The sequence below is a fragment of the Acinetobacter sp. UBA5934 genome (assembly GCF_002430855.1).
Classification (GTDB): domain Bacteria; phylum Pseudomonadota; class Gammaproteobacteria; order Pseudomonadales; family Moraxellaceae; genus Acinetobacter.
Map to the genome: position 1 here is coordinate 1 of NZ_DJDC01000093.1, position 1,644 is coordinate 1,644.

The 1,644-nt window shown below is 44.4% G+C and carries 2 protein-coding genes; both read right to left on the reverse strand.

Going from position 1 to position 1,644, the window contains the following annotated elements; all coding sequences use genetic code 11:
• On the reverse strand, positions 1-1,059 hold a 1,059-nt coding region (locus B2Y23_RS06580), incomplete at its 3' end, for an HlyD family secretion protein (protein WP_291369778.1).
• Between the two features lie 18 nt (positions 1,060-1,077).
• The coding region (locus B2Y23_RS06585; protein WP_291369780.1) for a TolC family protein at positions 1,078-1,644 on the reverse strand (567 nt) is incomplete at its 5' end.

A 1,644-nucleotide genomic window follows, 5' to 3' on the forward strand; every position in this document is an offset into this window, starting at 1 on the left:
TTTAATGGTGGCAAATTCACCCTCGGCATCAATATTTTTGATCTTGAACAGGACTTTCTTGTTCAAGGCAGGAATAAAACCTTCAATCGATTTAGCCTGATAGACTTGTGCATATTGATCTTCACGAATATTCAGGCTGACCCAGAGATCATCATCCTGAATAATACTGACGACTGGCACACCCATCGCCACCAGTTCTGACACCTTGCCATAGGTTTTGGAAACGGTGCCATTGATTGGCGAAACCAGTTGGGTTTCAGCTTGCAGTGCATTGGCCTCCGCAACCGCAGCTTTGGCAATTTCCACCTGTGCATCGGCGGAAGATTTTTGTTCAGAGGTACTGCCGCGTTTGGCACGTGCATACTGCTGATAAGCTGCTTCAGTCATTTGTGCGGAGGATCGTGCTGCAGCCTGCATTTCATCACGGCGCTGGCGTGAAATGACGCCTTCTTTAAACAGCGTTGCTCCGCGTTGATAAGTGGTTTGGGCTAATTCTTGCTGGGCTTTCATGGCCTGCCAGTTGGCATATAAACTGTCGATATTTTCCTGCTGGGAACCGCGATCCGCTGTAGATTGCAAGGCTAAAGCAGATTGCAGGCTTGCCAGCGCCTGCTGCTTTTTGGCTTCCACTTCAGGACTAAACAAGCGAACCAGTTGCTGACCTTTAACTACTTTCTGTCCATCATGGATAGAAATTTCTTCAATGCGGCTCGGCACTTTGGTACTGACATGGATGGTTTCTGCTTCAACCCGTCCTTGTAGCTCAACTTCTTTAGGTTGATAACTTTTCCATAAACCAAAGCCAATTAAACCCAGAAGCAAAATAATCAGTATGCCGCCCACAGCTTTTAACAAAACAGATTTTTTTTCATTTTGAGCTGCAGGTTCAGTAGATGCAGATTGTTCTGAATAACTGAAAAACTCATTCTCGGTATTGTTTTGCTGTTCAGATGCCGCTTGAGTATTGATTTTACTGCTTTGATCCGAGATATTGCTAGCAGTGCCTTCTGATGAGGCATTTTCTACATCTTGATCAGGCTTGTTTTGATCTTGAGTCATGGTGTTCCCCATCAAAAATTAACGAATATAACTGGTATTGCTTTGGCTGACATAGCTTTGAAACTGCTCAATCGAGCCATGGCTTTGCAGTAAAGTAGCCAGGGACATCACATATTTATACGCATTCAATGCCATCTCGCTTTTTAAAGCGCTTAAAGTATTTTGTGCATCAATCACCTGAGTGGCAGTACCCATATCTTCTTTAAAAGATAAAGTCTGAATCCGCAGGTTTTCCTGGGCAGCTTTCAGATTTTGCTGTAACAGCTGATGACTTTGCTGGGCAGTAGTCGCTTCGCTATAGGACTTGTAAATAATATTTTCAACTTCCTGTTTGGTGCGTGCTGTCAGTAGTTCTGAGGCATAGCGTTGCAATTCTGCGGCCTGAACATTTTTATTCTTGTCGATTCCGGAAAACAGGTTATAACGTGCCGCTACACCAACAATCCAGTTTTGCTTTTCATCCAGCGTGTATTCGCCAAAGGCAAATACATTGGGTTTTTTTGCGGCACTTTGTGCCTTGACATTGGCATTGGCCAGCTGGGTATCCATCTGCATTTTACGAATGAGGGCTGATTGCTCCGGATA